Origin of the sequence: Lentzea sp. DG1S-22, from assembly GCF_036321065.1 — a bacterium.
Lineage (GTDB): Bacteria > Actinomycetota > Actinomycetes > Mycobacteriales > Pseudonocardiaceae > Lentzea > Lentzea jiangxiensis.
Genome location: NZ_CP143276.1, coordinates 3,743,575 through 3,768,204, shown reverse-complemented (window position 1 = coordinate 3,768,204; position 24,630 = coordinate 3,743,575). Strand labels below are relative to the sequence as shown.

20 protein-coding genes and 1 pseudogene are annotated in these 24,630 nt (G+C 69.0%); 7 read left to right on the top strand and 14 right to left on the bottom strand.

Features of this window, described 5'->3' with window-relative positions:
- Window positions 1-47: 47 nt before the first annotated feature.
- Both V1227_RS16670 and V1227_RS16665 read left to right on the top strand, forming a co-directional pair.
- Window positions 48-317 (top strand): hypothetical protein, encoded by a 270-nt coding sequence (locus V1227_RS16670; protein WP_329793492.1) that lies wholly within the window; start codon window positions 48-50, stop codon window positions 315-317.
- A complete protein-coding gene (locus V1227_RS16665) occupies window positions 317-1,165 on the top strand; it encodes a hypothetical protein (protein ID WP_329793491.1) in 849 nt (282 codons plus the stop codon). The genes V1227_RS16670 and V1227_RS16665 overlap by 1 nt, the downstream gene beginning before the upstream one ends.
- Here V1227_RS16665 and V1227_RS16660 read toward each other — a convergent pair.
- The 5 genes from V1227_RS16660 to V1227_RS16640 form a co-directional block, all read right to left on the bottom strand.
- Window positions 1,096-2,088, bottom strand: coding sequence for a pectate lyase family protein (locus tag V1227_RS16660; protein WP_329793490.1), 993 nt, complete (start codon window positions 2,086-2,088; stop codon window positions 1,096-1,098). The two genes, V1227_RS16665 and V1227_RS16660, sit on opposite strands and share 70 nt — an antisense overlap.
- Entirely contained in the window at window positions 2,085-3,077 is a 993-nt protein-coding gene (locus tag V1227_RS16655) for a pectate lyase family protein (RefSeq protein WP_329793488.1), read from the bottom strand. The genes V1227_RS16660 and V1227_RS16655 overlap by 4 nt, the downstream gene beginning before the upstream one ends.
- Before the next feature lie 19 nt (window positions 3,078-3,096).
- Window positions 3,097-4,056 (bottom strand): pectate lyase family protein, encoded by a 960-nt coding sequence (locus V1227_RS16650; RefSeq protein ID WP_329793487.1) that lies wholly within the window; start codon window positions 4,054-4,056, stop codon window positions 3,097-3,099.
- 13 nt (window positions 4,057-4,069) lie between these two features.
- The gene (locus V1227_RS16645; protein ID WP_329793486.1) at window positions 4,070-5,092 is read right to left on the bottom strand and encodes a pectate lyase family protein; all 1,023 of its coding nucleotides are present in this window, start codon (window positions 5,090-5,092) and stop codon (window positions 4,070-4,072) included.
- Between the two features lie 591 nt (window positions 5,093-5,683).
- The gene (locus tag V1227_RS16640; protein ID WP_329793485.1) at window positions 5,684-6,787 is read right to left on the bottom strand and encodes a pectate lyase family protein; all 1,104 of its coding nucleotides are present in this window, start codon (window positions 6,785-6,787) and stop codon (window positions 5,684-5,686) included.
- A gap of 955 nt (window positions 6,788-7,742) precedes the next feature.
- Here V1227_RS16640 and V1227_RS16635 point away from each other — a divergent pair.
- Window positions 7,743-8,105 carry a hypothetical protein gene (locus tag V1227_RS16635; RefSeq protein WP_329793484.1) on the top strand — a complete coding sequence of 121 codons (363 nt, stop codon included), beginning with the start codon at window positions 7,743-7,745 and terminating at the stop codon, window positions 8,103-8,105.
- A gap of 299 nt (window positions 8,106-8,404) precedes the next feature.
- On the opposite strand, the gene V1227_RS16630 is transcribed toward V1227_RS16635, so the two are convergent.
- Window positions 8,405-9,913, bottom strand: a complete 1,509-nt coding sequence (locus V1227_RS16630; RefSeq protein ID WP_329793483.1) for a hypothetical protein — start codon at window positions 9,911-9,913, stop codon at window positions 8,405-8,407.
- Here V1227_RS16630 and V1227_RS16625 point away from each other — a divergent pair.
- The 3 genes and pseudogenes from V1227_RS16625 to V1227_RS40660 form a co-directional block, all read left to right on the top strand.
- The gene (locus tag V1227_RS16625; RefSeq protein WP_329793482.1) at window positions 9,912-10,478 is read left to right on the top strand and encodes a Maf family protein; all 567 of its coding nucleotides are present in this window, start codon (window positions 9,912-9,914) and stop codon (window positions 10,476-10,478) included. The two genes, V1227_RS16630 and V1227_RS16625, sit on opposite strands and share 2 nt — an antisense overlap.
- Window positions 10,479-10,915: 437 nt before the next feature.
- Window positions 10,916-11,083, top strand: a complete 168-nt coding sequence (locus tag V1227_RS40665) for a hypothetical protein (RefSeq protein WP_442916500.1) — start codon at window positions 10,916-10,918, stop codon at window positions 11,081-11,083.
- Between the two features lie 237 nt (window positions 11,084-11,320).
- A pseudogene (locus tag V1227_RS40660) lies at window positions 11,321-11,449 on the top strand (IS5/IS1182 family transposase); the annotation flags it as partial.
- Between the two features lie 11 nt (window positions 11,450-11,460).
- Here V1227_RS40660 and V1227_RS16615 read toward each other — a convergent pair.
- The 4 genes from V1227_RS16615 to V1227_RS16600 are packed head-to-tail and all read right to left on the bottom strand — an operon-like array spanning window position 11,461 to window position 16,679.
- Complete coding sequence (locus tag V1227_RS16615; RefSeq protein ID WP_329793481.1) at window positions 11,461-12,300, bottom strand: hypothetical protein; 840 nt, start codon at window positions 12,298-12,300, stop codon at window positions 11,461-11,463.
- Window positions 12,297-14,786 (bottom strand): Hsp70 family protein, encoded by a 2,490-nt coding sequence (locus V1227_RS16610; RefSeq protein ID WP_329793480.1) that lies wholly within the window; start codon window positions 14,784-14,786, stop codon window positions 12,297-12,299. Before V1227_RS16610 ends, V1227_RS16615 begins: the two co-directional genes overlap by 4 nt.
- On the bottom strand, window positions 14,779-15,276 hold the full coding sequence (locus tag V1227_RS16605) for a hypothetical protein (RefSeq protein ID WP_329793479.1): 498 nt from the start codon (window positions 15,274-15,276) through the stop codon (window positions 14,779-14,781). Before V1227_RS16605 ends, V1227_RS16610 begins: the two co-directional genes overlap by 8 nt.
- Window positions 15,273-16,679 (bottom strand): hypothetical protein, encoded by a 1,407-nt coding sequence (locus V1227_RS16600; protein WP_329793478.1) that lies wholly within the window; start codon window positions 16,677-16,679, stop codon window positions 15,273-15,275. The genes V1227_RS16605 and V1227_RS16600 overlap by 4 nt, the downstream gene beginning before the upstream one ends.
- A gap of 614 nt (window positions 16,680-17,293) precedes the next feature.
- Here V1227_RS16600 and V1227_RS16595 point away from each other — a divergent pair.
- Window positions 17,294-18,601, top strand: coding sequence for a protein kinase domain-containing protein (locus V1227_RS16595; protein ID WP_329793476.1), 1,308 nt, complete (start codon window positions 17,294-17,296; stop codon window positions 18,599-18,601).
- Between the two features lie 2 nt (window positions 18,602-18,603).
- On the opposite strand, the gene V1227_RS16590 is transcribed toward V1227_RS16595, so the two are convergent.
- From V1227_RS16590 to V1227_RS16575, 4 genes are read right to left on the bottom strand one after another with little or no spacing between them, the layout of a single operon-like run.
- Window positions 18,604-20,682 (bottom strand): transglutaminase domain-containing protein, encoded by a 2,079-nt coding sequence (locus V1227_RS16590; RefSeq protein ID WP_329793475.1) that lies wholly within the window; start codon window positions 20,680-20,682, stop codon window positions 18,604-18,606.
- Window positions 20,679-21,800 carry a DUF58 domain-containing protein gene (locus tag V1227_RS16585; RefSeq protein ID WP_329793474.1) on the bottom strand — a complete coding sequence of 374 codons (1,122 nt, stop codon included), beginning with the start codon at window positions 21,798-21,800 and terminating at the stop codon, window positions 20,679-20,681. The genes V1227_RS16590 and V1227_RS16585 overlap by 4 nt, the downstream gene beginning before the upstream one ends.
- A gap of 2 nt (window positions 21,801-21,802) precedes the next feature.
- Window positions 21,803-22,762: an AAA family ATPase gene (locus V1227_RS16580; RefSeq protein ID WP_329793473.1), complete on the bottom strand. Its 960-nt coding sequence runs from the start codon at window positions 22,760-22,762 to the stop codon at window positions 21,803-21,805.
- Entirely contained in the window at window positions 22,759-24,621 is a 1,863-nt protein-coding gene (locus tag V1227_RS16575) for a fibronectin type III domain-containing protein (RefSeq protein WP_329793472.1), read from the bottom strand. The genes V1227_RS16580 and V1227_RS16575 overlap by 4 nt, the downstream gene beginning before the upstream one ends.
- Window positions 24,622-24,630 lie beyond the last annotated feature (9 nt).

Below are 24,630 nucleotides of genomic sequence, written 5' to 3'. Positions count from 1 at the left end.
GTGATCTTGCTACCGTACGCGGTGCCGGGTGTGGTGGCGGCACTGATGTGGGCTTCATCTACGGCGACAACTTCGGCCTGGCCGCGGACCTCAACGCGTGGCTGGGGCGGCGGGTGGCCGAGCCGCTGTCGCGCGACTGGGTCCTCGCCTCGATCGGCAACATCGTGACCTGGGAGTTCGTCGGCCACAACATGCTGATCCCGTACTCGGCGCTCAAGGTCGTGCCGCACGACCCGTACGAGGCCGCGGCGATCGACGGCGCGGGGGGTTGCGCACGGTGGTCAGCGTCAAGCTGCCCGCCATCCGCGGTGCGTTGATGATCGCCACGATCTTCTCGATCATCGGCAGCTTCCAGCTGTTCAACGAGCCCAACATCCTGCGGTCGTTGGCGCCCAACGCGATCAGCACCTACTACACGCCCAACGTGTACGCCCACAACCTCTCCTTCAGCGGCCAGCAGTACAACTGCTCGGCCACCGTCGCGACCGTCATGGGCGTCATCACCGCGATCATCGCCTACGTCGTGCAGCTGCGCGGCTCCCGGAAGGGTGTGAGCACCGTGGTGACGACCCACTCCCCGCTTCGGCCACGCAAGTCCAGGGTGCTGACCGCGGCGATGGCGGTGTACCTGCTGTACACGCTGGTGCCGTTAGCGTGGCTGCTGATCAGCGCCACCAAGACGCAGCAAGACCTGCTGACCACGTCCGGTTTCGAGCCGGGCGGCAACTTCGCGCTGCTGGACAACATCACCGGGACGTTCACCCACGACGGCGGGATCTTCCTGCGGTGGCTGGGCAACACCCATCGAATACGAAGCAATTATGACCACGCCAGTCAGTCTGGCTGCGTGACTACCACTGTCACCTACTCGTGCAGCAGACCCACCCGATCGCGAGCTTTAGTCCTTGTCAACGAGACGCTACGGCCAGGTGTCTCACATGTGCGTCGTTGCACCGGCGACCGGGTCTTTCTGCCCGCGTTGCAGCGCCGCTTCGTCGAGGAGATCGACGCCGTCTCGGCCCGTGCGACCACGGTCGTGGAGCTGCCGACGTCGCACTCCCCGTTCCTGTCCGCCCCGGACGACCTGGCCGCCGCTCAGATCTTGCCGGTTCCCGCGCCCTGGGTTACCAGCGTTTTCACGTTCGCCGGAGTGTCCAGGGTGTAGGCGTAGTAGCCGCGCGGGTCCTCCACGCTGCCGCCCACCACCGGTTTGCCGCTGTTGACGTAGACGTTGTCCCGCTCGACGATGCTGCCCTTCGGGCCCGCGTAGCTGTTCGTCATGGGCTCCTCGACGTTCTCGAAGTAGTTGCCCTCGACCCAGCAGCCGGACTTGTTCTGGCAGGCGACGCCCGTGTCGCTGTTGGCGATGTAGTAGTTGTTGAACACGTGGACCGGGTTGCCGAAGCGGGTGCGCGGGTTGCGTTGCGGCGTCCGGTCGAAGAAGTTGTGGTGGTAGGTCACCTTGAGGTGGCCGGTGTCCTGCGCGGCGTTGCCGTCGTCGTGGCCGAGCAGCATGTTCTTGGTGTGGTGGTGGGTGTGGTTCCACGACACGGTCACGTAGCTGGACCCGCGCTTGATGTCGATCAGGCCGTCCTTGCCGGTGGACAGGTCGTTGTGGTCGATCCAGACGTGGTGGGAGAACATCTGCACGTTGATCGAGTCGTCGCTGGCGTTGCGGAACACCAGGTTGCGGATGATCACGTTGTGCACGGCGTTCGCCGGGGGCGTGGTCACCGAGCTGACCGGCAGGCCGATGTTCAGCCCGCCGCCGGTGATGCCGGAGTTCGCGCCGACGCCGATGACCGTCTTGTCCGAGGAGACGTCGTACATGCCAGCTGCCAACGTGATCATGCCCTGCACGCGGACCACGCGCGGGCCGTCGGCCTTGATGGCGGTGGTGAAGTCGGCCGCCGTGGAGACCGTGACCTCCGGTCCTCCGGCGCCGCCGGTGGTCCCGCTCTGGCCGAGTGCCGTCACCGAGGCGAACCCGATGGGCGCGGCCTCGGCGGCGGACGCGGGCGCGGTGACCACCGGCGTGGCACCGCCGACGAGCACCGCGGCGAGCGCGAGAGCGCTTGTCCTCCTCATGAAGTCCTCCGTTGGACTCGGCCGACGCCCGCGCCCGCGGTGACGAGCGCTGGTACGTCGGCGGCGTGGTCGAGCGAGTAGGCGTAGTAGGTGCGGGGTTCGACGACGGTGCCGAGGGTCTGCGGTGTACCGGAGCCGACGTAGACGTTGCCGCGCTCCACCACGCGGCCCGGTCCGCTCTTGTCGTAGCCGGACAGGACCGGGTGGGCGACGTTCTCGAAGTAGTTGGCCTCGACCAGCACCCCGGCGTCCTCTGTGGACGCGACGCCGTAGAGGGAGTTGCCGCGGTAGTAGTTGTTGTAGACGTGAACGGGCTCGCCGAACCGCACGCGCGGGTGCCGCTGGTCGGTGCGGTCGAAGAAGTTGTGGTGGTAGGTGACGCGCAGCTTGCCGCGGTCGGCGGTGTAGCTGTCGGAGTGGCCCAGCAGCGCGGCCTTGCTGTGGTCGTGGAAGTGGTTCCACGACACCGTGACGTAGTCGGACTGCCGCTTGATGTCGAGCAGGCCGTCGAAGCCGCGCGACAGGTCGCAGTGGTCGATCCACACGTGGTGCGCGGAGTTGGTGACGCTGATGGAGTCGTCCGAGGCGTCGGTGAAGCGCAGGTTGCGGATGATCACGTTGTTGCCGGGACGGGTGGTCGAGCCCAGTTGCAGCCCACCGCCGGTGATCTCGGCGGTGGAGCCGATCCCGAAGATCGTCTTGTTCGCGACGACGGTCAGCATGCCGTCGACCTCGATGCGACCGGACACCGAGATGACGTAGGGCTCCTTGCGCCCGACGTAGTCCCGCAGCGCCTCCGCGGTCGTCACGGTGACGGCTTGGCCGCCCGCGCCGCCGGTGGTCCCGTTCTGGCCCAGCGCGGTCACGCCCGCGAAGCCGTCGGCCACGGCGTCGGCGGCCGGGCCGGCCCACGCGGCGCGCGGCGCGGTGGCGGCGAAGGCGGTCAGCGCCGCGCCCGCGAGCAGCCGCCGTCGGTTGATGGGGCTCATGGTTCTCCTCCGCGTCTGGTCAGATCCGGCCGACGCCGACGCCCGCCGGAACGGTGCCGGGCAGGCTGGCGGCGCTGTCGGGGGTGTAGGCGTAGTAGGTGCGCGGCTCCACCACGGTGCCGAGCGTCTCGGGGATGCCGGAGCGGACGTAGACGTTGCCGCGCTCGACCACGCGCCCCGGCCCGCTCTCGTCGTAGCCGGAGTAGATCGGGTGGGGGACGTCCTCGAAGTAGTTGGCCTCGACCAGGACTCCCGCGTTCTCGGTCGACGCGACGCCGTAGAGGGTGTTGTTGCGGAAGTAGTTGTTGTAGACGTGGACCGGCTCGCCGAAGCGGACCCTCGGGTGCCGTTGCGCGGTGCCGTCGAAGAAGTTGTGGTGGAACGTCACCCGGAGCTTGCCGGTGTCCTGGCCCGCATTGGAGTCGGAGTGGCCCAGCAGCGCGGTCTTGCTGTGGTCGTGGAAGTGGTTCCACGAGACGGTGATGTAGTCGGCGCCGCGAACGATGTCGATCAGCCCGTCGGCGCCGCCGCTGAAGTCGCAGTGGTCGATCCAGACGTGGTGCGAGGACTGCTGGATGCTGATCGCGTCGTCGTCCGCACCGGTGAACCGGAGGTTGCGGATGATCACGTTCTGCCTGCGGTACAGGTCGAGGCCGCCACCGGTGATCTCGGCCGTCGCCCCCTGCCCGATGATCGTCTTGTTCGACCGCACGCCCTGCTTGCTGCTGATCCGCATCACCCCGTCGACCTGGATGACGTACGGCTCGTTGCGGTCGCAGTAGTCCAGGAACGCCTCCGCGTCCCGCACCGTGACGACCGGCCCGCCCGCGCCGCCGGTGGTGCCGTTCTGGCCGAGCGAGTTCACCCCGGCGAAACCGTCGGCGGTGGCGAACGGGACCGCCCACGCGGGCTTGGTGGTCGTGGCCAGCGCGGTCGCGGCGGCGCCCGCGAGGAGCGCCCGCCGGCTGATGCTGCTCATGTGCCCGTCCTCCTCAGACTCGGCCGACACCCGCACCGGCGGGCACGACGGTCGGGACCTCGACGGCCCGGTGCGGTGTGTAGGCGTAGTAGGTGCGCGGCTCGACGACGGACCCGCGCACCTCGATCTCGTGGTTGCACTCGACGAGGACGTTGTCCCTGGCGACCATCCGACCGAGGTCACCGCTGAAGTCGACCCGGCCGGGGTTGTTGACGCTGAAGAAGTAGTTGCCCTCCAGCACCACGCCCGCGTTCATCGCCGACGCGACGCCGTAGCTGTTGTCCCGGTAGTAGTTGTTGTAGACGTGCACCGACTCGCCGAAGCGGACTCGCGGGTTGCGCTGATCGGAACCGTCGAAGTAGTTGTGGTGGTAGGTCACCCTGAGACGCCCTGCGTCCTGCGCCGCGTTGTCGTCGTCGTGCCCGAGCAACAACGTCTTGTCGTGGTCGTGGAACCTGTTCCAGGAAACGGTGATGAAATCGGACCCGCGTTTGATGTCGACGGCTCCGTCATCACCGTCGGAGAAGTCGTTGTGGTCGATCCAGATGTGGTGGCTGAACATCTGCACGTTGATCAGGTCATCGGTGGCGCCGGTGATCGACAGGTTCCGGATGATCACGTTGTGCACCGCGTTCGCGGGCGGCGAGATCACGTCGTCGTCCACCGGGAGCCCGATGTTCAGCCCGCCGCCGACCAGCCGTGCGTCACCGCCGAGACCGGCGATCGTCTTGTCGGAAGCGATGTCGTGCATCCCGTCCCTGGTGCCGGTGGGCAGCACGATAGTGCCGCGGACCTGCACCACCAGCGGTTCAGGTCGAGCGATGTAGTCCAGGAACTGCGCGGTGGTCGTCGCCGTGACCACCGCGCCCCCCGCCCCGCCGGTGGTCCCGCCCTGCCCCAGCGCGGTCACCCCGGCGAACCCGTCGGCGGCGGGCCCGGCCGCCATTGCGGGCGGTGCTCCGACCGCGGCGGCCACCAGGGCCACTACCACCGCGACCCGTGCGAGGGCGCGTTCGTACCCGACGTGCGTCCGCATTTGGTGGTCCTTTCGAGAATGCTGCTGCGCAACGGCGGCGGCGTTGGGAAATCACTTTCCTGATTCGGACCATAGGACTCGTGTTTCGGGCGTGTCAACGTCGCGTCACATATGAGAACCGGTTCACATACGTGGTCTGGAGGATTGCTTTTCAGTGGTGTTCGGATAGTCCTTTCGGACGATTAATTCGAGGTTGTGGAGAATAGTGTCGAATGAATTCGACGGGGGTGGGCGGCGCCGGGTTCACGTCAGGTGTCGAGCAGGCTCGCCCGCAGCGCGTCGTCGCGCAGCAGTTCGGGACCTCGACCCGGTCGGCGAACACCCCGCGGCGCCAGGGGCGTGGCGTACCGGGCCGGACCCGGTGACTGTTTTCCACGCGCTCTGGCGCCCTTGCTGCACAGGCTGTTCGGCATCATCCAGCTCGTCGTCCGGCTACACGACTACAGCGTTCGCGCGACCATCAGCATCCAGATACCGCCCCTGGCATGATCGATGATCCACATCGCGATGGCAGATACGGCGATTCGTTCGACGTCATATTCGACCGGGGAGGTCAGTGTCCGCTTGCTCGACCGAACGTGCGAAGCCTTCCTAGCAGCTGCCGTCCGACTCCCTCAGACCCGTGTTGGCGCCCGCCGTGCGGCTGACGATGTTCGGCACGCAGTTGGCTTGGTCGAGGGTGAAGTTGTAGGGCACGGAGACGGTGGTGGTGGACTTGACCTCGGGACCGGCGGGCTTGTGATCGCTGCTCGGGGCGGACCACGTCACGTTGTCGAAGACGTTGCCGCTGACCTGCCAGTAGCCGGCCTCGGTGGTGTAGAAGGTGCCGAGGACGTCATGGGAGTTCTTGAAGTAGTTGTTGTCCACTTTGGCCTTGGCGCCGGCCCGGGAGTTGATGCCGGACTCGTTGAGGCTCACGTAGTGGTTGTTGTACATGTGGGCGATGCCGCCCCGCAGCAAAGGCGCCCGGGAGTCGATGTTCTCGTAGAGGTTGTGGTGGTAGGTGATGAACCCGTTCGAGCGGTCGCTCTCACTGGACCCGACGAGCCCGCCGCGACCGGAGTTGCGCAGGGTGCTGTAGGACAGGGTCACGTACTGGGTGTTGTTCTTCATGTCGAACAGGCCGTCGAAGCCTTCCGACTCACCGCCCGACGCAAGAAGGTTGACGTGGTCGACCCAGACGTTGCGGACGTTGCTCTCCATCCCGATGGCGTCGCCGCCGTTGGACGTGGGAGAGCCCGACTTCTTGACGTTTCGGACGGTCACGTTCCGGATGATGATGTTGCGGGACTCGCGGATGTGGATGCCCAGCTGGTCGAAGACGGCTCCGCCGCCGACGCCGATGATGGTGACGTTGCTGATCCGCTTGAGCTCGATCACGCCGGCAGCGGTTTCGCAGCTGTTGCCCGAGACCTTGGCGGTGTTGCCGTGGTTGATCGTGCCCGAGACCTCGATGATGATCGGCGTGCTGCTGCTCGCCCGGCTGCACAGGGCCTGGTGGATCTGGGTTCCCGTGGTGGCCCGGACCGTCGCCCCACCCTGGCCGCCGGTGGTGCCGCCGTTCTGGGACGCGTAGCCGGTCGCGGCGCCGGCCGCCGCCGACGCCGGTGACATCGCCAGCACCGCGCTGGTCGAGGTCGTGACGGCCAACGCGGCCACGACTGCGGGGATCCGCCATGCGACTGATCGTTTCATTTCGTCTCCTGCGTCTTCGAAGGTTGGACGGGTGTGGTCGCACTCGCGGCGGTGTGCTCGGTCGGTACTTTCAAGCAGACGACGCCCCTGCCGCACCGGGTTGATCACCGCTGGGCGACGTCGGAGGTCGAACTCGAGGTGGAGGCGGCGGCAATACCGGCGGAAAGCCGGTGATTCGCTTTGTCGCGCGCTTGTCCGTACGCAGATTCTTGCGTCGCCTCCTTGCGAGCAGGACTGTCTGACGGATTCCCAGCGACTTATCGCTGTGGCGGCGTCGCTGGGAACGCTCCCAGCGAGTATTGCGCAACGTTGCACGACTGGCAATAAAATTCACGGTTATGAACACCGCGCGCCTTGATTGCGCGAGCGCGACGTGACTTCCTGGCGACCACCTGGCTGATTCATGGATATGAATAAGGGTTCGCAGGGCATTAACTTGCTGATTCGCCCCTTCGGTGTCGAGGCGATGCTGGGCGTGGTTGCCAGCGAGGAGGTCCGCCCCGCTGTGTGGGCAGGTGATTGCGGGAGAGGTGAGGTGCCCACGAGAAGCTCGGTGACCCGACGCTCGCTCTGCTGGCGGTCATGGAGTAACGGCACCCTGGTCGAGTTCCGGCAACACGGCTGATCCGGCGCCCGGCGTTTCCGACGCCACTGCAGACCAGGTCGCCGAAGCTCAGGCGATCGTGCCGATCGTGTGCGTGCAGCACATGTGGACCTCGCCCGCCGGTAGATGATCCACTGATCGACGAGCTCGCTGCCAAGGCATCGTTACATGCCTTCTTCCGCTCGGCGGTTCGTGAGTTATCGAACTGTCCATGGAGTGGTACGGGTGGGCGATCATTTGGGTGGTATCGACATCTGCGCCGCCGAGACTGCCCTTGAGTCGGAATCCCTGAGTTTTCGCGTTTCGAATCGAATGGGTAGTGCCGTTCGACTCAAGTGATCGAATCTTGACGTGGGTCTTGTTGAAGGGTTGTCGATCACCTCCCTCGCAGGAGCATTTCCGCATCGCATCGATCCTGTACCGCTCGAAAAGGTCGCGGTCGATACCTGTCCGCAATGGGAGGAATGCGGGAGGAAATTGGGAGAGGTCAAGGTATGGCAACAGGATCGAGCTGCGCTCAAGTGCATCCAACTGCGCCGCCGCGATCTGTTGTTTTGCGTTTCTGCAGGTCGGGTTGCTGTCTGGCCCCACCCTGGGGGTCAAGGGGTCGCAGGTTCAAATCCTGTCGTCCCGACGGTCTGGATCAGCCCGCTGGTTCTGGGTGAAGCCCAGGTCAGCGGGGTTTTTCGTGTGCTTGAAACGATCTCCGCTTGATCAACATTCCATGATCTAAAGGCGGATGAAGGAGTGAAGAAGGAGTCACTGGCTCCTGCGTTTTGACTGAGGGCAAATAGGGGTCACCACGAACGGGTGAACTTGCTGAACGGTGCCGAATCGGCGTGACCTGGCCTGATCGCCTTCGAATATGACTCGTGAGCGGTGCGGCACCACCCACATCCAATGATGCGGCCACGAGATCGGGCTCAGCAGCCCCCGCGCCGCCGTCGCGGCGAGGCGAGCAGGTGCTCGCCTCGCCTGGGGCGTTGCTCGCGGACGCGACGCCCCACAGGTGATCACTCGGTTTCCGGCCCCACGATCTGGTCGTAGGCGTACTCGGCGGCAGCACTCGCGGCCAGACCAACCAACGCACCTCCGACAACGCCGCCGACGACACCTACAGGGCCGCCCATTGCCCCTACCGTCGCACCGGTCGCGGCGCTGGCTGCCACGCGAGCCAGCACGCTCGTCGCCACCTTCGCCGCGACCTTCGACCCCACGGCCTTCCCGCCGAAGGAACCTAGCGTTCCGGCCAGGGTTCCTGATGCCGCCTTGCTCGCCGGCTTTCCGTTGCCGACGTCATAGGCGAAGCCCATCCCGGCGCCGACCGCGCCGCCGATGGCTCCCATCCGGGTGAGCCTGGTCGCCTCCCTCGCGAGATTCCGGTCGGGCCTCATCCCCTGCTGGTTCCGGAACTCCCTGTGCTGAGCCTTCAGTTCACCAGGGACCTCGGCGAGCACACCCATGTTCATCATCAGGTGCTTGGCCGGGTCTTTGTAGTCGTCCTTGATGTTCTTCCCGATTCCGGTGGCCGCGTGCCGGTATCCGGCGGTGATCCGCTCCTGCGCAGTGGGCGGACGTGCCGCCGGGGCGGGGAAGGCGTCAGGGTTCCCCATCCGCAGCCTGCCTTGGGCCTGCTTCCGCTCCTGCTGCTCACGCAGAGCCTGCCGAAGCGTCTTCGAACCAGGCGCGGGCGGGGCGCCACCCCGGCCAGCGTGCTCATCGGCCTCGGCTTTCAACGCTCTCTTGCGCTCCCGCTCGGCCGCAGCCCTGGCCGCCTGGTTCTGGCGCATCTTGTGGAGTTTTTCGTTGTTGCCGGCCTGGCTGGCGTCCAGCTTTTGCTGCATGCCTTTGGTGTCTCGCAGTTCGGCTTTCCGCTTGTCTTCGGCTGTCTTGCGGGATTGTGCTTTCTGGCGCATCTTGTGGAGTTTTTCGTTGTTGCCGGCCTGGCTGGCGTCCAGCTTTTGCTGCATGCCTTTGGTGTCTCGCAGTTCGGCTTTCCGCTTGTCTTCGGCTGCCTTGCGGGATTGTGCTTTCTGGCGCATCTTGTGGAGTTTTTCGTTGTTGCCGGCCTGGCTGGCGTCCAGCTTTTGCTGCATGCCTTTGGTGTCTCGCAGTTCGGCTTTCCGCTTGTCCTCGGCTGCCTTGCGGGATTGTGCTTTCTGGCGCATCTTGTGGAGTTTTTCGTTGTTGCCGGCCTGGCTGGCGTCCAGCTTTTGCTGCATGCCTTTGGTGTCTCGCAGTTCGGCTTTCCGCTTGTCCTCGGCTGCCTTGCGGGATTGTGCTTTCTGGCGCATCTTGTGGAGTTTTTCGTTGTTGCCCGCCTGGCTCGCATCCAGCTTTCGCTGATCACCGGCACTCCGCGACGGTTGCTTGGCAGGTGCGCGGTGGTTGCCAATTGTGGCCGTGTTGCGAGGCTCCGCATCCGCCACTCCGGAACCCAGCACCCCGAACGCCGCGGTCAGCACCCCGCCGGACATCGAGTAGAGAAGAATCCTGCGCAGGTCCACCTTCGAGGTTGTCATGACCCGACTGTTGCCCGGCGCGGTGCATTTCCCGTACATCGCCTGTCCATGCGTAACCCGGCAGCGTGCGCTTCATCTTCGCCTCAGCATCCCCGCCCGGCTCGGTGTGCTCCGGCAGGCCGGTACCGACTCTGTCGTCCAGGTGTCAGGTTTGGACGGGGACGCCATCCAGGCCGTGCCGCCGGACGTGAGCCACCACGACCTCGTCACGGTTCCCGCCGAAGTGAAGGCCAAGGCTGTCGCGGTTTCGACCGAGCACAAGGACGCGGTGGTCGTCGTGTGCGACTCCATGTTGTCCACCGGCGGTGAGATCCTCGGCAGTCCGGATATCCAGGAGCGGGCCAAGGAACGCTGGACGCTGATGGCGGGCAACCACAGCGAACCGCTTACTGGCTATGCCGTGATCCTGCCGAAGGACGGCAAGGCCGAGCAGCAGGACAGCGGCTGGGAGAGCACGACGGTCCGGTCCGGTTCGACCGGCCGACCGAGGCCGGCTGGACGCCTACACCGCCAGCGGCGAGCCGCTGCGGTGCCTCCGGCGGTTCTTCGAGATCGCTCCTGTTGACCGGCAGGAGGCGAAGCAGATCAGGGTTCCACCGGTTGTCGGCCTGCTCCTCAAGAGTCGCCGGCTCAGTGGTGAGCCCAGTGCGCTCAGCCTTGGTTCGGCCCGTCGGTTCTTGATGTCTCGGACGGGTTCCCGATCCGGCTCGTCATCGTCGCCACCGTTCACCTCGGGGATGCGGATCAGTCCTACCTGCTCGGTACGCCGGGTGCGTCGCACTCGCCCACGCGCAGGCCGAGTGGTTCTCGGTGACCGGCAGGAGCGCGCGAGCGGCGGCAGCGCCGCGAAGTCCGCGCACAGCATTCCGTCGCTCGGTACGGACGGCAGCTCGTGCCTGCGCTCCGCATCACCGATCCCGATCGCGAACTCGCCCAGCTTCAGGTCTCGTCGTGCACGACGGCGCCCCGAGGCACTCTGGATACACGTCGCGGACGTGTTCGGTGGCGCTACCGGGGCTGGACCTGTCGGCGGCCCTGGTCGACTTCACCCACCCCGCGCGCCCTCACAGGGGGACCCACGCCGGCCCGAGCCCGGTCGACCGGCGCAAGCCCGGTCCCCGGCACCACCTGGTCAGCGACGCCACCGGGATGCCGTGGCCGCGCCCCTGACCGGCGGCCACCACAACGACGTCACCCGGCTCATCCCGCTCATCGACGCCATCCCACTGATCCACGGAGTCGTCGGAAAGCCACGCCGACGGCCCCGGCGGATCTACGCCGACCACGACTACGACCACGACAAGTACCGGCGCCTGGTCCGCGACCGCGGCATCACACCCGTCATCGCCCGACGCGGCGTCGCACACGGATCCGGTCTCGGCACAGTCCGCTGGCTGGCCGGTCGAACGCACCTGCGCCTGGCTCAAAGGCTTGCGACGACTCCGCGTCCGCACCGAACGACGAGACGGCGTCCACCAAGCCATGCTCAGCCTCGCCTGCTCGATCATCTGCCTGCGCGCACTCATTCCGGATTGATCACTGAGTGGCTACCGCGGGTCGACCTGAAGAGTCACCGTCCGGTTCAGAGCGGGGTCCGCGCCCGCGTGCGGGGCGCTCGACTGCTCGGCCGACCGCAGGACGAACGCGGTCGGCGGCTGCTCGCCCGCCACCGCGAGCACCTCGACGGCGGCGGCCGCCCTCGCCACGGCCGTCGCCGATCCGCCGGTCGTAGGACCACCGGGTACCGCCACACCGTGCCCCAGCACCGTCACGCGAACCTCTTTGCCGCGCAGCACCTGTCCCCAGCGTTCCAGTTGCCGCCGCCCTTGTGGGCTCAGCGAGGTGCTGTCGGGCAGGAACATCCCCTGCTGGAACACCACGCGGACACCGGTGCCGGTGGGTTCGACGCGTACGTCCGGGGTCGCCAGCGAGGCCATCAGCGCCGGGTCCGGGGAGACCGGGGTGGTGGACACCTGCTGGGTTGCCGCCGGTGTCGAGGTGCGGGCGTCGGGCGGTTGCTCGTCGTGGGTGGAGGTGATCGGGAGGAGTGCGGCAGCCAGCGCGGCGGTGACGAGCGCCAGCGAGCCGCCGATGAGGGCGACCGGCACCGGGTGGGCACGGCGTCCTCCCCTGGTGATGTCGGAGATCAACCGCGTGCCGGCCAGTGCCGAGGCGTGTTCCGGATCCACGGACAGGACCTCGGCCCACACGGCCGCCGCCTCGGCCAGGTCGCCTCGCTGGGCGTGCACTCTGGCGAGCAGGTCCAGCGTGGCCGGATCACGTCCGAGGCCGTTGAGGATGAGCTTCGCCGCGGCGTGATCACCTACCCGTGCCAGATCCGCGGCTCGTGCCCGGTCGACGTCGCGTGCGTGGGAAACGGCGTTCATCGTTGCCGTCCGTTCATGCTGCGGACGCCACCCGGCGAGCGGTCCTGCCGACCGGCGGGCCACAGCCCGCGCAGCTCCTGGTTGATCACGGGCAGGATGCGCCAGTTGCCCTCGGCGAGCGCCTGGTTCCCTTCGGCGATCAGCGCTCGGGCCCGCACCGGCTGGGACAGCCTCGGCAGGTTGGAGCGGAAGTGCTGGAAGATGGCGATGTCGTAGGTCTCGTCGCGCTTCATCACCGTGGTCGCGAGGTGGACGGCTCGGTTGAGCAGCTCCTCGACGGCGGCGCGGTCTGGATCGGAGCGGAGGTCGGCTGCGCGGCGTTCGACGTCGGCCAGTTCCAGGTGGTCGTCGGCGGCACCCTTGCGGTCGAGCAGTTCCCGGCAGTGCGTGATCTCTTCGTCCAGCTCGTCGAGCAGGGCGCGCAGATCGCACTGCTCCTCGACCTCGTCCAGCACGGCGTGGACGTCCCGCAGACGCTGGTCCGCGGCTGCCGCGCTGCCGTGGTCCGAGGCTGCGGCACGGACCTCGTCGCGTGCCAGCGGCAGCATCTGCTCGCCTTCCAACTGGTCGAGCTTCCGGCGGGCCTGCGCCGGCACGCGGCCGTTCTCCTGCAACGCGGCCAATCGGCCGTGCACCTCGCGCAGCTCGCGTTCCAGCGCGGCGGCGTCGGGCGGACGCACGCGGGAGAGATCGATCTCGGCTTCGAACTGCTCGTCCACCAGCGGCACGTCGGCGACAACGGTGACTCGCCGCGACTCGTCCACCTCGACGGTGATCTCGACCTCGCTGCCGCTCGGCAGGTCGACGCGGACGTCCTTGGGCCGGATCTCGATCAGGCCGATGCGCAGGTTGCGGTCGGCGCGCGTTCGCTCGCCCTCGACGAGCGGAATGCGGATGACCGCGTCGGAGTCGGTGCGGTGCAGGGCGATCGTGGTGTAGAAGGTGCCGGACATCGCGGCCGGCAGGCGGGCTCCCTTGCGCAGGATCGGAGCGAAGGTCCCGTCCGCTTCGGACAGTCCGAGCGAGTTGGTCAGCACCTGCCCGCCGAGCTCGTTGGTCACGTGCGTGATCGACACAACGGGCGGGTTCACCTTGTACCGCATGCCATCGGCATCGATGAGCAGCAAGGCGAACGCCGATGTCGTGCGCTCGTTCAGCTTCACCTCGGTGACGAACGTGCCTTGCGCGTCGAGGCTGACCTGCGGCGTGCGGAACGGCGGTGTGCCGCTTTCGTTGTCCAGCACGACGTGGAACCGCGACCAGTCCTGCTCGGTCGTGCTCTCGAACCTCCCCTGGACCGGGACGATGTCCAGGCTCGTGGTGCGGGGATAGCGGAGGTCGGCGGTGAACTCGCCCGCGATCGCGCGCGCTTTCGGGCGGTCCAGCGGGACGGTGCTCGCGAACACGGCCGCGCCGCGCGCGACCACCGTGCTCGGGTCTTGGCTGTGATCCAGGTCGATGGCGAGGCCCACCGCGGGATCCGCGAGCCGTTCGCGCAGGCCCGGAGCCAACGTCGTCCCGCCGACCAGCAGCAACTTGTCGATGTCACCGGTGCCCAGTCCGGCCGCGGTGAGTGCTTCGCGGCACAGGTTGATCGCGCGGAGGTAGTACGGCTCGGCGACGCGGTCGACTTCGTCGCGGTGCAGCGCGTGGTCGAACACCACCTTGCGGCCGCCGACTTCGAGTTCGACGTCCACCTCGGCGACCTCGTTGCGCGACAACGCTATCTTCGCCCTCTCGGCCGCGTCTTTGAGCAGCGCGAAGTTGCCTCGCCACAACGGGTCGTCCCTGCGCACGTCACGTACGCCCAGACCGGCCTCCACCGCCGGCACGAGCAGCCGTTCCACGATCGCCCAGTCGATCAGCTTGCCGCCGAGGTGCGGGTCGCCCGCGTGGTCGAGCACGCGCAGCTCGCCGTCGTGGGTGCTGACGATCGCGGAGTCGAACGTGCCGCCGCCGAAGTCGAACACCATCCAGTACGCGTCGGTGCTCTCGTTCTGGAAGCCGAAGGCGAACGCCGCCGCCGTCGGTTCCTGGACCAGGGGGCAGTTGCCGAACCCGGCCAGCGCCGCCGCCTCACCGGTCGCGTTGTTCTCGTGCAGGCGGAACGCGGCGGGAACGGTGATGACCGCCGCCGGCGGTGCCTCGCCGAACACGTGCGCGGCGTCGGCCCGCAGCGACTTCAGCACCTCGGCGGACAGTTGTTGCGGTGTCAGGGAAAGCCCCGCCTTCGGAAACTGCCTGGCCGCGCCGGCGAGACCCATCTCCTGCTTGAACTCGATGTGCACGTTGGCGGGGTCGCTTGGAATTCGGTCACGTGCGCTGCGCCCGACGTGCGTGACGCCGGGTTTGGGGATCCACACGGCGGAAGGCGTGTAGTCCCAGCCCTCGTTGTTCTTGACCACCGACACGGTGCCGTCGCGCACGACGGCCATCGCGCTGTTGGTGGTGCCGAGGTCGATGCCGAAGTCGATGGTGTCACGCATCGGTTTCCTCCAGAACGTCACCGGGGTAGCCGACGATGACCTGCCCCATTTGAATGCGTTTGCCTGCCAGGTAGACGGACGGGCGGACGGTCTCCCGCACGATCTCTCGGTGCAGCGACGGATCCGGTTGCATCGTCAGCACCTCCAGCGACAGGCCGGGATGGAAGTTCGTCCCGTCGTGGTCCTGGATCAGCAGGCCCGCCTCGTCCAGCGCGCGCTGGGCCGCCTGCAGGTAGCGGCCGACCCGCTTGGCCTCACGTGAGTCCTCTTCGGCGAGGCGGGACAGTCTGCGTTGCGCGCGCCAGAGGTTCGTGGCGGCGTCGGCGAGGTCCTTCTCGTCCAGTGCCGGGCAGTCCGCATCCTCGACGGCCTGCGCGGTGAGCTGCTCGACCACCGAGGTGAGCGAGACCGGGTCCGGCCAGCGTGGTGCGGCGATCCGGAACTCGCGGTGGAACCGCCTCTGCCCGCGCCACTTCGTCCACCTGCTCATCCGCGGTCCTGCCGATCAGCGAACAGCGCGTACACGAACGGGGAGACCAGCAGGAAGGCGACGCCGGACCACAGGAACGGCGCCACCGCGTCCCAGGGTGCCGAGCTGACCGCCCACCAGCCGAGGACGAACGCGCAACCGCCCACGAGGTAGGTCGCCACATCTCCCATCGACGACCGGTACCAGTCCGCGGTGAGGACTCCCATGGGCGCCCAGGAGAACAGGACGGTCGCGACCACCGAGACCCACGTCGGTGCGTCGAGCAGGCCCACCACGCAGGTGGTCGTCGCCGCGACGAAGAGGGCGAAGACCGCCAGGTTCGACGGCCAGCGGGGCGGTAGCAGCGGGGCGGGAGCCGTGGTCAGCCGCACGGGACTTCGCGTCACCCCGTTCTGCCTTCCGCGATCCACCTGCCAGGACTGGACCGGCGTGGCCGCCAGGTTGTCCTCGATGGTCTCCCGGTCGCTCGGCTCGACCACGAACGACAGTGCCAGCTCCATCAGGTCGGCCGCGCGGTGCCGGTCAGCCGCCTTCAGCGCCAGTCCGCAGTTGTTCAGCATCACGGCGACCCTGTTGCGCTGCTTCGCCGACCACCGGTACCGCTCGTGCGGCGCGAGTTCCTCGAGCTGGTCGGCGAGCTCGGGCAGTTCGGCGACCAGGTCGGCCGCCCTGCCGTTCACCCCGTCCGCCAACAACCGGTGGACATCGTCGACCAGCTCGTCGATCCTCCTGGACGTCGGCTCGGCGGCGGTGCGGCGCGCGTCGTCGATCAGCCCGGCGGGCACGTCCCACGTGTCGAGCAGGGCCGCGAGCGCCGGTGTGGTGCCGGCCAGCGCGACCTGTGGCCCGAGCAGCGCCCCTGGCAGGGCGCTCCGCAGACCGTCTACCGTGGACTCCTCCATCCTGCGGTCCGACAGCGTCGTCATCCGGTGCCGCACGTGGTCCCAGAACTCCGGGTGGTCCAGTGCGTCCATCCACGCGTCCGCGGAGTCGACCCAGAGGTCTTCGTCCGTCTCGGCGTCGAGCGCCTTCGCGTGCGCCTCGACCGCGTCGTCGTGCGCCTCGTGGACCTCCGCCGGGCATCCGCAGGCACCCGGTTCGCCCCACCACCAGAACAGCTCGTCCACCAAGCGGTGATCAGGACGTTCCAGCGCGTCGAACGCCGCGCGCACCTCCTGCGCCGAAGGCGGGCGCCGCAACGGCAACCGCCGGTCACCGGGGACCGTGCCGCTTCCGAGCTCGAGTGCGCCGAGCAGCAGATGACGTTGTGCGCGCACTTGCGCCGGCTTGGCGTTCGTGGCGAGCCCGATCACGCGGAACGGGTTGCGCCGGTACAGGTCCGGCCCCGCGATCTCGCGCAGCCGGGTCGCGGCCACGCGACTTCTGTCCTGGCTGGTCGGCATGGGATCACGCTATGGCCGTGGTACCACCCGGCGCCGCCCGCTGACCTCTTCCTGCCAGCTCACCCGGACGGGCAGGGCACGGCGATCACGCTCGCGGCACGATGAAGAGGATCGGGGTGCTCGCCTTCGCCGCGATCACGACGTGCTCCTGGGTAGCGGCGGCCGCGCCGCGCGTCTGGTGTGACCAGCCCCCACAGCGCACTCGTGCGCGAGCGCCTGTCGAGACCGCATCGGCCGTGTCGTCGTATTCGAGTCGGGTCAGTCCAGCCGGCGAGGCACCAGGTGCGGCACCTCGCCGTCGTGAACTCGGTGCGAGACGGGGGAAAGCGCCGAGTCCAGGCTGTGCCGTTCGTGCGGCGCAGCATCCAGCCACCGTGCTCCACGCCCGCGTCGGCGAGCTCTCCGCTCGCGTGAGCGAGCAGGCCCGGTGCGGCGGTGGTCGCCCTGACCCGCCCGTTGTCGTCATCGTTTCCCCACCCTCTCCAGAGGCCGCTTCCTGCCGCGAGGGCTTGATCGTTCATGCACGTACCTACGATCGCCGGATGGGGACCAGCGTGGAACCGGTTCGCCAGGTAGCGGCCACACGGGAGCACTTCTCTAGGATGGGACCCGCGATGGGGACTGATCACGGGTTCGGGGACCTGGTGCCGCGCGGCACCGGGCCTAGAGCGACGGTGTACGCGGGAATCCGCGCCGGCACCGGAGAGGCCGTCGCGCTCAAGGTGTTCCGCGCGAAACTGCCGCGTCGTACCCGCACCGAGGTCGAACGCGAGCTCGCCCGCCTCGCGCCGCTGCGCGCCCAGGCGTCCGTACTGGTCGCGGACGGCCTGGAGGACCTCGGCGACCGCACCGCGCTGCGCATGGAGCTGTGCACCGAGTCGCTGACCGAGGTGGTGGAGCAGGAAGGCCCGCTGCCGGTCGAGGAAGCGATCTCGCTCGGCCGGACGCTTGCCGAAGCGCTCGCGGCAGCACATGAGGCGGGCATCGTGCACGGTGGCGTCACACCGGGCAACGTCCTCTTCCGGCCCTCGGGTGAGTCCGTGCTCGCGGACTTCGGCGTCACGCTGCGCCGGGCGTTCCCCCACGACGGCGGCGACGGCGTCGACTTCCTCGCACCGGAGACCCTGGAACACGGCACCGCCGATGAACGTTCCGACCTCTACGGCTTGGGCGCCGTGCTGTACCTGGCGCTGTCCGGGTGCTCACCGCACCCCGCGCGGCTCGGTGAGCACCCGGACGACCGCAAGCTCCGCGTGCTCGGCTCGGCCGTGCCCCGCCTTGACCGCCCCGACCTGCCGGACGAGCTCGCCGAGATGGTGCGGGCACTGCTCGCGAAGGACCCGGCGATCCGCCCCGGCAGCACGCGGGAGGTGGCGACGTGGCTCGGCAGGTTGTCCGCACCCGCGCGGTCGGTCGCCGAGCTCGACGACTTCGCGGACGTCTCCGGCGCGCCGCCCCGCCCGCCGGTGCCGCACAGCGTGCCCGTGTTCGTGTCCGCACCCGGCACGACCGCGAGGAAGCACCCCGCGTTGCCGGTGATCGGCGGTGCGGCCGGGTTGCTCCTCGTCGTGGCGCTGGGAGTGCTCCTGATGCGCAGCGATCCCGCTGTGCGCGGAGACGCCCCCGCTGCCACCGGGGTGCCGCCGACCCCGGCGAAGGCGGTCCTGCTCCAGCTGGCCGACCCCGTTGACAACGTCGACCACGTCGACCTGCGGTGGGAGAGCGAGGAACAGCTGGAGTTCTTCGTGATGGTCGCGGCGGAGGGCGAGAAGCCCCAGGCCAAGTACGCCCAGCGGAACCGTTCGTTCAAGGTCGAGGTCGACCCGACCCGCAAGTACTGCTTCCTGGTGCAGGGGACCGACGGCCTGCACGTCTACGAGAGCAAGCCCAAAGGGTTGCGCGGCGCCACCTGCAAGCTCTGACGTCACGGCCTCAGCGTTCGCGGGTCGACGGCGGCTCGCAGTCGCGCCGTGAGTCCGCGTGCCCGCAGACCTCGTCGTACGGCGCGCACGGCAGCCCAGGCGTCGTCGCGAGCCTGCGCGCCCGGCTCGGCCCCCGACCACATGGCGAAGTCCACTGTGGCCGCTAGCCTGCGCACGCCGTCCGCCGCGGCCGGCAGGCCCGCGCCTGCCGCTGCCGCCGCCGTCTCCAGCGGGGTCATGCCTGCCGTGAGCGGCACCCGGTGCTCGCGCAACCGGTCGCGTGCCTCCAGCCAGGCGCCGTGCACCGCGGCGGTTCCCGGCCCGCGCCGCCGCCTGCGAGCCCTGACCCACTTCGCTGCCGGCACACCGGCGAGCCACCCGAGCAGGAGGACCACGACGGGGATCACCGTGGCGACGAGGGGGAACGGTGATCCCCGCTCGTCCGGGTCGGCCTGTGCGGCGGGTCCTGGCCCCACCGGCGGGTCCGACGGGTCGGTCGGCAACGTGTCCCTGGCCTTCTGCGTCGCCGCGGTCAGGCCGCTGTCCTCGCCCGCGCCGCGCGTCGCCGCTCCGGCCGGGTCCAGCGGCACCCAGCCGACGCCGGCGACCGCGACCTCGGGCCACGCCAGCACGTCGTCGTTGTGGACGACGTGCTCACCGCCGGACTTGCGCTCCGGTGTGCGGTATCCGACGACGAGACGGGCCGGAATGCCGAGCATCCTGGCCATCAGCACGTACGCGGAGGCGAACTGCTCGCTCGTGCCTTCCTTGGTGTCCAGCAGGAACCGCCGCAGCTGAGGCCAGCTCTGCCCGCCCGAACCGTCCACCCGCCGGTAGTTCTCGCGCAGGAACCGTTCGAGCTGCAACGCCGAGGTGAAGCTCGAACGGACCCCCTTGACCGCCTCGGTGGCGAGCTCGGCGACGCCGGGTGGTGGGGTGCCCACACCGTCCTGGCCGCCCAGCGCGGGGTCGATCGCGAACCCGTCGAGCGAGCCGCCCACCTCCGGCTCCCACCAGCTCAGCCCGTACCCCACGCCCGCCCTCAGCGGACTGGGGGCGAGCAGGCTGCCCTCGGACTCCTCCACCAGGGGATCGGCTCCGCTCACGGCGGCGGGCCACGGCTGGCTCGGCAGCCACCTGGTGCCCGCCTCGCGCAGGCTGATCACCGCGTCCCTGCGCGTCACCGGGACGTCGAGGTCGGGTGGCGGGAGTTCGCTGCCGAGTCTGCGGTACCGGCTGCCCGCGGTCCACGTGACACCGTTGTAGGTGTCGAGCACGACGACCGGCCATCGGTCGGGCAGGCATCTTTCGCATGACGGTCGCACGCTGAACACCGGGGCGTCGGGACGCGCACGCCGGTGGGCGACGTCGTCGAGCGGGTTGGTCATCCGTGCGGACACCGGCACGAGCTGGTCTTGCTTGAGCGAGTAGGAGGGGCCTGGCATCGGCGCGAGCAGACCGACCACCGCCACGACCGCGGTGACGACCAGCGGCGCGGGCAGGAACGACAGCGCCGACTGGTGTTCGTTCGACGGACGGCTCACCACGAACACGCCCGCGGCGACGGCGACGTAGGCGAGCGCGGCCACCACGGCGGCGAGCCCGGTGAGAGCACCGAACACCTGGCTCAGCACGACGACGGCGAAGCTGGGCGTCAGCGCCGGCACCGGCTTCTTCAGCCGCAGCAACACCTCCAGGCCGAACACGCACGCCAGCAGCACGAGCAGGGGCACGAACAGCACCAGCCGCGGGTCGGGCCTGGCGGGCCAGGTCGACTGCAGGGTGAGCTGCCAGGAGTCGGTGACGCCCTCGGTCAGCAGCGCGACCGTCGTGCCGGTGGGCAGCCCGGCGAGCGTCGTCGGGAACAGCAGCACCTCCACGACGGCCAGCAGTCCGGCGAGGGTGACGACGAGAGGGCGCCAGGCGACGAGCGACTGGGACAGCAGTGCGGCGCCACCGGTCACCACCGCGACGACGACGATGACCGGAAGCAGTGCGCTCACACCGAAAACAGGCGCGAAGCACAGTCCGGCCACGGCGGCGGCGAGGACCACCAGCGTCACGGGCAACCGCTCTCTCACGTCCGCACCTCGTTCCACAACCCCACGACACCGGCGGCGTCCGCGGCGGCCAGCACTCGCGCACCCGGCACGTGAGCGGCGCCGCCGTCCGGCGTGAGCGCGAGCAGGAAGATCGAGGAGTACCGGGAACGCAAACCGGACAGCTCGGCCACGTCCGCCGTCCCCGACGTCACCACGGCGAGGAAACCACCCTGGTGCCGGACCGCCGACAACAGCGTCCCGGCCTCGGTGCTCTGCCGCGTCAGGCAGAGCTGGTCGAGCAGCTGCCGTGCGGCGAGCGGCCCGCCCGCGGTGGCGACGTCCGTGCCGCACGACGTCAGCAGCCGCGCGTGGTGCCCGGCGAGCGCGGCGGAGCGCAGCAGCGAGGCGGCGGCGTCCACCGCCTCCTCGAAGGCGAACGGCGGCAGCGCGGAAGCGCGCGTGTCGAGCACGACGGTGAGCCGGGGCTGGTCCGGATCCGCGGACTCCTTGACCATCAACCGGCCGGTGCGCGCGGTCGCCTTCCAGTGGATCTCGCGCATCTCGTCCCCCGGCTGGTACTCGCGCAGCTCACGGAGGTCGAGTGAACCGCGCAGGCGCTCGTTCGACCGGCCCTCGTGGTGGTGCCGCGGGAAACCGCCCGTCCGCGCCAGTGCGGGGTACGAGCGCGGGTGCACCCACAGCGTCACCGTGTCACCGACGGTCAGGCTGTTGCGGGCCATGCCGAACGCGTCCGTGCGGGACAACGTCAGCGGGCCGACGGGCATTCTGCCCCGCACCGGCGTCGGGAGCTGGTAGTCGTACGGCCGGGACGAGCCAGGCGCCAGGCCGTGCACCCGGACGGTGCGGTGGAACCCGCCTGCGGTGTCCACGGCGAGAAACCCGCGCTGCCACTTCGCGGACGTGTTGCGGACCTTCAGCTTTCCCAGTGCCTGCGACCCGCGCTCGACGCGGTCGGGGTAGACGTCCCGCGTCACCTCGACGTCCACCCGGCGGAGCGTCACGAGCACCGCGGCCACCACAGCGACCAGCCCTGCCGCGGCCAGCATGAGGAACAACGGGTAGCGCCCCCAGAACCCGGCCGCGCCCAGCCCCAGTGACACCACCAGCACCGTGGTGCCCCGCACGGTCAGTCGCATGACTAACGGCCCGCGGCGCTCATCGTGGGCGCCGGGGTGGTCGCGAGCACTTCCGCCACGACGTCCGCGGCGGAGCGCTGCTTCAGCTCGGCCTCCGCCGTCAGCACGAGCCGGTGTGCGAGTGCGGGTACCGCGACGTACTTGATGTCGTCCGCTGTGACGAAGGACCGGCCCGCGGTGGCCGCCAGCGCCTGACCCGCGCGCACCAGGGCGATGCTGCCGCGGGGGCTCGCGCCGAACCGCACCGAGGTGTGGATCCGCGTCGCCGCGCAGATGCGGGCCGCGTACTCGCAGATCGCCCCGTCGACGAACAACCCGCGGACCTCGTCGATCGCCTCCACGAGCGAGGCGATCTCGACCACCGGCCGCAACCGGTCGGCGTTCATCCCCGTGCAGTTGTTCATGATGATCGACACCTCGTCGGCGACGTCCGGGTAGCCCACCGACAGGCGCAGCAGGAACCGGTCGAGCTGCGCTTCCGGCAACCGGTAGGTGCCTTCCATCTCGATCGGGTTCTGCGTCGCCACCACCAGGAACGGCGACGGCACCTCGTGCGTGGTCCCGTCGGCGGTGACCCGGCGCTCCGACATCACCTCCAGCATCGCCGACTGCGTCTTCGGCGTGCCGCGGTTGATCTCGTCGGCCACGACGACGTTCGCGAAGACCGCGCCGGGGTGGAAGGTGAACCGCTCTTCCTTCTGGTGGTACACGGTCACGCCGGTGATGTCACCGGGCAGCAGGTCGGGGGTGAACTGGATGCGGCTCCAACTCCCGCCGATGCTGCGCGCGAGGCACCGCGCGAGCGTCGTCTTGCCCAGACCGGGCACGTCCTCGATGAGCAGGTGGCCCTCGGCGAGCAGCGCGACGACCGCCAGGCGCACGACGTCCTGCTTGCCCCTGATCACCATCTGGACGTTGTCGGAGATCGCCGAGAACACCGCTGAGGCACGCATGTGGTTCATTCCGTCCATTCCAGGCGGTTGGATTCGACGCCGCCGGTCGTGACCCACACGGTGTCGCCGGCGACGCTGTAGTAGAAGGCGTTGAACTCGGCGTGACCATCTTCGTCGGTTGTGACGCCGTGGCCTTCGTTTTCGTATGTGGGGGACGTCGAGTGAGGCATCACGGTGTACCTGGTCTCCGACGCGAAGCCGGTCATGACGATGTGCATCCAGTAGCAGCCGGACTGCTTGCACCCGGGTGCTCGAGGCCCCTTGGTGAGCGTGATGTTCTTGACTCGCTGGGGCGGGACCTGGCGTGCCGTCGCGGGTGTTCCCCGGCCGGCGCTGTTCTGCGCGACCACGGTGACCGTGAACGGGTGGTCGGCACCCTGCCAGATGCCCTTGACGACGTAGGAGAACGTCCCGGCACCGACCGTCTCCGTGCCTGAGTGGCCTCCCTCGCTCTGCCACGAGATGTGGTAGGCGGTCACCGGCGCGCCGTTGGCGGGCGCGGCAGCCCACGTCACGGTCGCGTCGACCTGTTTCGTCGTGATCGCGATGGCGAGGTTCGCAGGCATGCCGGGCGGCGTCACCGGGATCGGTGGCGGTGTCTGCGGTGGGGCCGGCGTCCGAGGTGGCGGCTGGGCCTGGTTGGTGCGTGCGGGCGGTGGCACGGGCCTGACGGTGCTCGGCGGCGCCACCGGCGTGTCCGGGGGCTGGGTCGCGGGCCGGTCCGAGGTCGGCTCGGCGGAGGGTGGCACGGGCTGCCTGCGCTCGTCCGGCTTCCCGCCGATGACGGGCACCGGCTGCACCGAGCCGTCCTTGTCCACGACCACGACGTGCTTGCCCTCGGCGCCGTCGACGTACACGCGCGTGTCCTCACCGCGGACGAGCTCGGGCCTGCCCTTTTCCGGTGGGATCGGCGTGGAGTGCTTCTGGCGTCCCTGGTTGTCGTAGGTGCGCACCGAGCTGCTCTTGTGGTCGAGCAGCACGACGGACTCCCCGCTGACCGACGGACCGTCGTACTCACCGGCCGGGAGCGGCACGGTCTGCGCAGGAGGACGGTGCTCGGCGAGCGCGCCCTTGTCGTCGACCCGCGCCTCCACGAGGTGCATGCGGTTCCCGGACGGGTCGAGCACGGCCACCTTGCCGGCGGCGTCCGCGGGAGCGATCCGCGCGTTCGGCGGTGCGTCGACCCCGATCTTGACCGGGGGACCGAGACCCTTCTGCTCGACCACGCTCATCGTGTCCGCGGTGGTGTCCACGAACACGACCCGGCCGCCGCTGACGGTGAGAGCGCCGGAGTGCCCGGCGGGCGCCACGGCGGGGCAGGGGAGGTCGGCCGCGCCGCGTCGCACCGTGCAGATCGCCCCGGAATCCGTGCGGTGCACCCACACCGTGCCGTCGCTGGTCGCCACCGGTGGTCCGACCGGGCCGCCGGCGGAGAGGACCTGCGGCTCCAGACCCATCCGCACGATCTGGCCGCTCTGCCGGAAGACCAGGTAGGCCCCGCCCGCGGTCTGGACTCGCACCGGCCGCTCGCCCTTGACTGGCACGGGCACCGTGGCTTCCACGGACAGCGTCGACTTGCCGAAGATCGTCACGTCGTCCTCGCCGACGACGTAGCCGCGGGTCTCGTCCTGCACGACCTGGCTGCCGGGGGTGAGACCGGGGACCGACACCTGCGTGTCGGGCTGTTTGGTGGCGCCGTCCACGCGGACCACCAGCCCGAGGTCGGAGTTCGCGATCCAGTGCCCCGACGTGATGAACTCGAGGCCGGGCACCTGTTTCGCGGCGCCCGTCAGCGCCAGCGTCACGATCGCGACTACGGCGACGACCAGGCCCACCAGCGGCCAGCGGGAGTGCTTGCGCTCGCTCACGGCACTCAG

What these genes read in the sequence shown, in the direction of transcription:
- V1227_RS16630 (WP_329793483.1), bottom strand. Translation starts at nt 9,913, where the DNA reads ATGACAACCTCGAAGGTGGACCTGCGCAGGATTCTTCTCTACTCGATG.
- V1227_RS16660 (WP_329793490.1), bottom strand. Translation starts at nt 2,088, where the DNA reads ATGAGGAGGACAAGCGCTCTCGCGCTCGCCGCGGTGCTCGTCGGCGGT.
- V1227_RS16645 (WP_329793486.1), bottom strand. Translation starts at nt 5,092, where the DNA reads ATGCGGACGCACGTCGGGTACGAACGCGCCCTCGCACGGGTCGCGGTG.
- V1227_RS16585 (WP_329793474.1), bottom strand. Translation starts at nt 21,800, where the DNA reads ATGCGACTGACCGTGCGGGGCACCACGGTGCTGGTGGTGTCACTGGGG.
- V1227_RS16580 (WP_329793473.1), bottom strand. Translation starts at nt 22,762, where the DNA reads ATGAACCACATGCGTGCCTCAGCGGTGTTCTCGGCGATCTCCGACAAC.
- V1227_RS16615 (WP_329793481.1), bottom strand. Translation starts at nt 12,300, where the DNA reads ATGAACGCCGTTTCCCACGCACGCGACGTCGACCGGGCACGAGCCGCG.
- V1227_RS16640 (WP_329793485.1), bottom strand. Translation starts at nt 6,787, where the DNA reads ATGAAACGATCAGTCGCATGGCGGATCCCCGCAGTCGTGGCCGCGTTG.
- V1227_RS16625 (WP_329793482.1), top strand. Translation starts at nt 9,912, where the DNA reads ATGACCCGACTGTTGCCCGGCGCGGTGCATTTCCCGTACATCGCCTGT.
- V1227_RS16655 (WP_329793488.1), bottom strand. Translation starts at nt 3,077, where the DNA reads ATGAGCCCCATCAACCGACGGCGGCTGCTCGCGGGCGCGGCGCTGACC.
- V1227_RS16665 (WP_329793491.1), top strand. Translation starts at nt 317, where the DNA reads ATGATCGCCACGATCTTCTCGATCATCGGCAGCTTCCAGCTGTTCAAC.
- V1227_RS16610 (WP_329793480.1), bottom strand. Translation starts at nt 14,786, where the DNA reads ATGCGTGACACCATCGACTTCGGCATCGACCTCGGCACCACCAACAGC.
- V1227_RS16595 (WP_329793476.1), top strand. Translation starts at nt 17,294, where the DNA reads ATGGGGACTGATCACGGGTTCGGGGACCTGGTGCCGCGCGGCACCGGG.
- V1227_RS16605 (WP_329793479.1), bottom strand. Translation starts at nt 15,276, where the DNA reads ATGAGCAGGTGGACGAAGTGGCGCGGGCAGAGGCGGTTCCACCGCGAG.
- V1227_RS16650 (WP_329793487.1), bottom strand. Translation starts at nt 4,056, where the DNA reads ATGAGCAGCATCAGCCGGCGGGCGCTCCTCGCGGGCGCCGCCGCGACC.
- V1227_RS16600 (WP_329793478.1), bottom strand. Translation starts at nt 16,679, where the DNA reads ATGCCGACCAGCCAGGACAGAAGTCGCGTGGCCGCGACCCGGCTGCGC.